3 protein-coding genes and 1 pseudogene are annotated in these 5,752 nt (G+C 73.0%); 3 read left to right on the top strand and 1 reads right to left on the bottom strand.

The genetic code is table 11. From position 1 onward, the window contains the following. Positions 1 to 955: 955 nt before the first annotated feature. The 3 genes from ACTIDRAF_RS0202745 to ACTIDRAF_RS0202755 all read left to right on the top strand — a co-directional run bounded on the left by ACTIDRAF_RS0202745 (position 956) and on the right by ACTIDRAF_RS0202755 (position 5,052). Positions 956 to 2,065, top strand: a complete 1,110-nt coding sequence (locus tag ACTIDRAF_RS0202745; RefSeq protein ID WP_052168675.1) for a phenylacetate--CoA ligase family protein — start codon at positions 956 to 958, stop codon at positions 2,063 to 2,065. Between the two features lie 26 nt (positions 2,066 to 2,091). Further along, a complete protein-coding gene (locus tag ACTIDRAF_RS0202750; RefSeq protein ID WP_016697190.1) occupies positions 2,092 to 3,462 on the top strand; it encodes an aldehyde dehydrogenase family protein in 1,371 nt (456 codons plus the stop codon). An 87-nt stretch (positions 3,463 to 3,549) separates the two neighbouring features. Beyond that, positions 3,550 to 5,052 (top strand): FAD-binding oxidoreductase, encoded by a 1,503-nt coding sequence (locus tag ACTIDRAF_RS0202755; RefSeq protein ID WP_245533423.1) that lies wholly within the window; start codon positions 3,550 to 3,552, stop codon positions 5,050 to 5,052. Positions 5,053 to 5,522: 470 nt separating this feature from the next. Here the strand turns inward: ACTIDRAF_RS0202755 and ACTIDRAF_RS0202760 are convergent. Continuing rightward, positions 5,523 to 5,752 (bottom strand): annotated as a pseudogene (locus ACTIDRAF_RS0202760) (hypothetical protein); the annotation flags it as partial.

A 5,752-nucleotide genomic window follows, 5' to 3' on the forward strand; every position in this document is an offset into this window, starting at 1 on the left:
CCCCCCCCCCCGCCGACAGCCCCACCCCGGACGCGCCGGCCCACCCGCCAGAGGAGCTGGACCGAGGCCGTCCTCGACCCGTCCGTGCGCGGGTGATCAGCGGCGTGCCGCGCTGTCGTGGCCTCCAGACGGGCCCCACCAGGGGCGGAAGGCCCTGATGGCGCTCGATGGCCGCGTCCGGGCCCCGCGCGGCGCCGGACCACTCGCCGTCGGACCGCCGCCCGGCGGACCCCCGTCCGGGAACGTCGACCCGCCGTCCCACGGCACGGGACAGATCGCACCGCGACGGATCACCGGCGGTCATCCGGGCGCCCGGGTCCGGCGCCGGAACGCCCGGACACCCCCGCGTCCGCCTCGGCGCGGAGCCCGAGAGCACTGACCGGGCGGCGCCCGCCAGCCGGGTCAGGAAATGGGGGCGGACCAACCGCCCCGCTGGGCGAAACCGGACTTCCCGGTACGGAACACCGTCATCCGACGAGGACGGGCGACGGGAAGGACCGACGTCGGCGCGTTTCCCCCGCCAGCGGGAATAGAGGAGTCCCCGAGCCCGGCACGACCCGGCCACTCCCGTTTTCCGGTCATCCGGAATGGCCCGCCGTCGCCGCCGGTTCCCAGCCGTCGTTCCGGGTGAGGGCCAGGCCGGCCGAACACGAGCCCAACGGTCACTGCGCCAGGCGCCCCAGTCCGCGCACCGCCCGGCGGAAGCAGGAATTCCTCTTTCCAGTCGCGCGCCGCGACCACCCGGAACGGCGACTCCCGTCACCCGTACAGCGGTTCCGCTCGAGTTTTCCCGGAGAAAATCCCCCGCCCGTACTACATCGTTCTGGGTCCTGCGGATTCCAGACAGGACATCGCCGTTTCGGTAAAGTCTCCGGTGCCGCCGCCGGGACATCGGTCTTTTCCCGCAGCTGGTTCCACTTCTCCTGATCAGCACGAGCCGGCAAGGAGACGTACGTTGACGACACCTGCCCCATCACCGTTGGACACGCCGTGGCAGACACCGCCGGACGCGCAGGACCTGGTGCGGGAGGCGGTCGAGTGGCACTTCAACCCGAAAACCGGCTCCCGGTTCTGGCTCGAGCGGGCCAAGACCCTGGATTTCAACCCGCTGACCGACGTCCACACGGTCGAGGACCTGACGTTGTTCCCCAACGTCGTCGACGAGCTGCGGCACATCCCGGTGGAGGACATGGTCCCCCAGGGCTACGCCTCGATCACGGGGATCACCGCCCGCCCGCTCGTCGGTGAGAGCGGCGGCACCACCGGACGTCCCAAGCGGATCTACAGCCTCCCCGACGTGCTCAACTCCTCCTGGCGCTGGTACTGGTCGCGCCTGCGGGAACACGACATGCCCTCCGGCCGGAACTGGCTGGGCGTGGTGCCGATGGGGCCGCACATGATCGGCACCCTCACCCAGGACGCGGCCGCCGAGTTCGGCGGCATCTACTTCCCCCTCGACCTGGACCCCCGCTGGGCCAAACGCTGCATAGCTTCGGGGTCGGCGGAGGCGGTGAAGGGATACGTGAACCACCTGGTGGACCAGGTCGAATGGATCCTCACCACCCAGGACATCGGGCTGATCGCCGCCACCCCACCCCTGTTGCAGGCGATCTGCACCCGCGACCACCTGGTCGACATCATCAACGAGCGGGTCCACACCATCACCTGGAGCGGCGCGTCGATGGACGCCGACACCGCTGAACTGATGGCCACCGAAGTGTTCCCCGAGGTGAACATCATCGGGATCTACGGCAGCGCGATGATCTTCTGCGGCATCCCGCAGCGGCCTGGCGGCGGACGCACCGACCCGGCGATCTTCGACCCGCCCTCGCCGTTCTCGATGTTCGGTCTCATCGACCCGGAGACGGGCCGGAGCGTGCCCTACGGCGAGCGGGGACAGCTGGTCTCCCACCACATGACCAGGAACCTGTTCCTGCCCAACAACCTGGAGCGGGACACCGCCGTCCGCCACGAGCACGGCCTCGGCTACGCCGGCGACGCCCTCTCCGAGGTGCGGCCCGTCGAGGAGTTCGGGGCGGCGAAGGTGATCGAGGGGGTCTACTGACAGTGCCCACCGCATCCCCTGCCCTCATGGAACTGGCCGCGCTCGGGCCACGAGGCCCGTACGTGTCCCGCAACCGCCAACTGGTCACCGACGTGCGCGGCGGCCCACTCGCCGAACTCAGCCTGGTCCCCGCGCTGTTCGTGCAACGAGCGATGCGGACGCTGTCCACGGCGGAGAGCCCGGGTGAGTCCGACCGCGAGGCGGCGCTGACCCAGGCCGGCCCGCTGTTCACCACGGGTGCCGTGGGCGGGGTGAGCGCCGAGGAGTACCACCGGGCGGTGGCCGCCGCCTCGGGCATGCCGATCACGTTCGTGCGCACCGCGTCCCGGGGCGTGGGTGACTACGCGGCGGCCGCGTTCGACGCCGCGCGGATGGCCCGCCCGGTCGGGGCGGTGAGCGGGTGGCGGGACCCGGCCGCCCGGTCCGGGGCGGCGGTGTGGGTGCGGCGGGGTGACGTGCTCGCCGTGCACGCCCCGGCCAACACTCCCGCCGTGCACGCGGCGTGGCTCGACGCCCTGGCGCTGGGCTACCGGGTGGCGGTGCGGCCGTCCCGCCGGGAACCGTTCACGCCGCACCGGCTGGTGGCCGCGCTGCGGGAGAGCGGGTTCGGACCGGACCAGCTCCTGCTGCTGCCGACCGACCACGCCGCCGCGGACGGGATCATCGCCGACGCGGACGTCGCGCTGGCCTTCGGTGGCGACGCCGTGGTCGGCAAGTACGGTGCCGGCCCCATGGTGCTCCCCCAGGGCCCCGGGCGGTCGAAGATCCTGCTGACCAGCGGGGTCGACGTCGAGCGCCACCTGGACACCATCGTCGAGTCGGTCGCCGACCAGGCGGGCACCGGGTGCGTCAACGCGACGGCGGTGTTCGTCGAGGGAGACCCGGCGCCGGTGGCGGAGGCCATCGCCGCCCGGCTGGCGGACGCGCCCGCCCTGCCTCCCGAGGACGAACGGGCGGTGCTCCCGGTGCGCGCGGAGTCCGACGCCCGCGACATCGACGAGTTCCTGCGCTCCCGCCGGGGCGACGCGCGTCCCCTGCTGGGGGACACGGTGGTGGCCGAGCTCGGGGACGGGTCGGCCGCGCTGCGCCCCGCCGTGTTCCTGCTGGACCGGGCGGACGCGCCGCAGGCCAGGATCGAGCTCGGCTTCCCCTGCGTGTGGGTGGCGCCGTGGACCAGGCAGGACGGGATGGCCCCGCTGCGCGACACGCTCGTGCTGACCGTGCTCGGGGAGGACGAGGCGCTGGTGGACCGGCTGGTGGCGGAGCCGAGCATCCGCAACGTGCACGTGGGCGACCACCCGACCACCTGGAGCCGACCGGGGGTTCCCCACGACGGCTACCTCGGGGAGTTCCTGATGCGGGCCAAGACGGTCATCCGGGACGATCCCGGGCGGTAGTGGCCGCCTCCGGAACTCGTCCGCGCCGTCCTGGCCGGTGCGGGCGTTCGAGCGCTGGAACCCCCGTCGACTGGAAGGTGCCCGATCGTGTCAACCCGAGCGGCTGTGACCGTGACACCGGACGACCACCGCTACGACCTGCTCGCCCGGGCCGACAACTACCGGTTCGTCGCCCAGCCCGAGTACTTCCGGTTGCCCTACTCCACGGCACAGGTCGTCGAGGCCGTGTCGGAGGCGGTCGCGGCCGGCAAGCGGCTCACCGTGCGCTCCGGCGGGCACTGCGGGGAGGCGTTCGTCGCCTCCCCCGACGTCGACGTCATCGTGGACCTGTCCTCGATGTCCCACGTGGGCTACGACGAGGAACGCGGTGCCTTCGAAGTGGAGGCCGGCGCCACGGTCGGCCAGATCTACCGGGTGCTGTACAAGAACTACGGGGTGACGATCCCCGGCGGCTTCTGCATGGGGGTGGGGGCGGGCGGCCACATCTCCGGCGGGGGCTACGGGCCGCTCTCCCGCCTGCTCGGCCTGACCGTGGACCACCTGTACGCGGTGGAGGTAGTCGTCGTCGACGCCGAGGGCGTGGTGTCCTCGGTGGTGGCGACCCGGGAGGAGGACGACCCGAACCGCGACCTGTGGTGGGCCCACACCGGCGGTGGGGGCGGGAACTTCGGGGTGATCACCCGCTACTGGCTGCGGTCACCGGAGGCGGTGGGCACCGACCCCGGGCAGGCGCTGCCCCGCCCCCCGGCGTCGTTCCACGTCGCACGGGCGAGCTGGTCGTGGGCGGAGCTGACGGAGGAGGACTACGTCCGGCTGGTGGGCAACTTCCTGGACTGGCAGCTGCGGAACTGCACGGTGGACTCGCCCAACATCGGCCTCTACGCCCTGCTCGAGTGCTTCCACCGGTCGGCGGGGCACCTGGCGATGCACGCCCAGATCCCGGTGGACGTTCCCGATGCCGAGGAGCGGATGTCCTGGTTCCTCGCCGAGCTGAACGAGGGGGTCGCGGTGGCCCCGTCGGTGACCCGCCAGCGGTTGCCGTGGTTGGCGACCGCCCAGTTGTTGGCGGTTCCCGACGTGGGCCCGGGCGCGGTCGGGGTGCGGCGGAAGGTCAAGTCCGCCGACCTGCGCGGCGCGCACACCCGCGAGCAGCTCGCCGCCGCCTACCGGCACCTGTCCAGGAGCGACTACCACTGCCCCAGCGCCGCGATGGAGTACATCGCCTACGGCGGCCGGGTGAACACCGTGGACCCGGCGGCGACCGCCGTTCCCCGCGCCGCCCTGCTGAAGACCTTCTACATGGTGGCGTGGAGCGACCCGGGGGAGGACGAGGAGCACCTGCGGTGGATCCGGGAGCTCTACCGGGACATCCACCACGCCACGGGTGGTGCCCCCGCCCCCGACGAGGTCAACACCGGCGCCTACATCAACTACCCCGACATCGACCTGGCCGACCCGGAGTGGAACACCTCCGGGGTCCCCTGGCACACGATCTACTACGGCGACAACTACCCGAGGCTCCAGGAGGTGAAGGCGAAGTGGGACCCGCGCAACGTGTTCCGGCACGCCTTCTCGATCCGACCCCGGTGAGCCCCGACGAACGCGGATCGGTGCGCCTCGGCTGAGGTGGGACGCCGGCCGCACCGAGCGGTGGGACGGCGCGCCACCGGTGCGAGGCCGTGGCCTCATCCCGAGGCGGTTCACCGTGGCCGGTGGTGCCCTCCCCCACCCCGTGGAGCCCGCAGGGCGGTGGCACCGGGAACGAACCGGTGCCACCAGTCCGAGGGCGGCGGTGCGCACGGCCGGTAGCAGGTGCACGGTGTCCCACGCGCACGCGCACGCGCGGGCCTGGACCTCACCGCCCGCTCGCGCCGGACCCCCTCGAGGTACGTGAACCGCCAGCGGAGCAGCCCCCGGGGGGGACTCGGTCGCAGCGGCTCGCCGACCGGCCCGGCAGCGGGGTCGCTCGGCGGTCCGGCTCCGGCCGTGCCGGGTCGACGCCCCGCCGGGAGATCCGAGGTTCCTGGCCGCCGCGCGCACCGCCCCAGGCCCAGGCGTCGTCAGAGCGGCAGGCTCGGCAACGCCGAACGGGGGTCGGTCCCGGCGAGCGCCAGCGTGGTGGCGAAGGCGGCCACCTCCTCCAGCTGCCTGGCCCTCTCGTCGAGCCGTCCCAGCGCGGCGGGCACACCGCCCAGGTCGCGCACGAGGGCGCCGACGCGCTCCACCGCGACCGGGTCGTCACCGCACATCGCGACCACTGGCGGCACCCCGTCGTCGGCGGCCGCCGGCC

It is taken from the genome of Actinoalloteichus spitiensis RMV-1378 (assembly GCF_000239155.1).
Lineage (GTDB): Bacteria > Actinomycetota > Actinomycetes > Mycobacteriales > Pseudonocardiaceae > Actinoalloteichus_B > Actinoalloteichus_B spitiensis.

Bases quoted from the DNA above. Each gene is read 5' to 3' on its own strand.
- ACTIDRAF_RS0202750 (WP_016697190.1), top strand. From the start codon at position 2,092: ATGGAACTGGCCGCGCTCGGGCCACGAGGCCCGTACGTGTCCCGCAAC.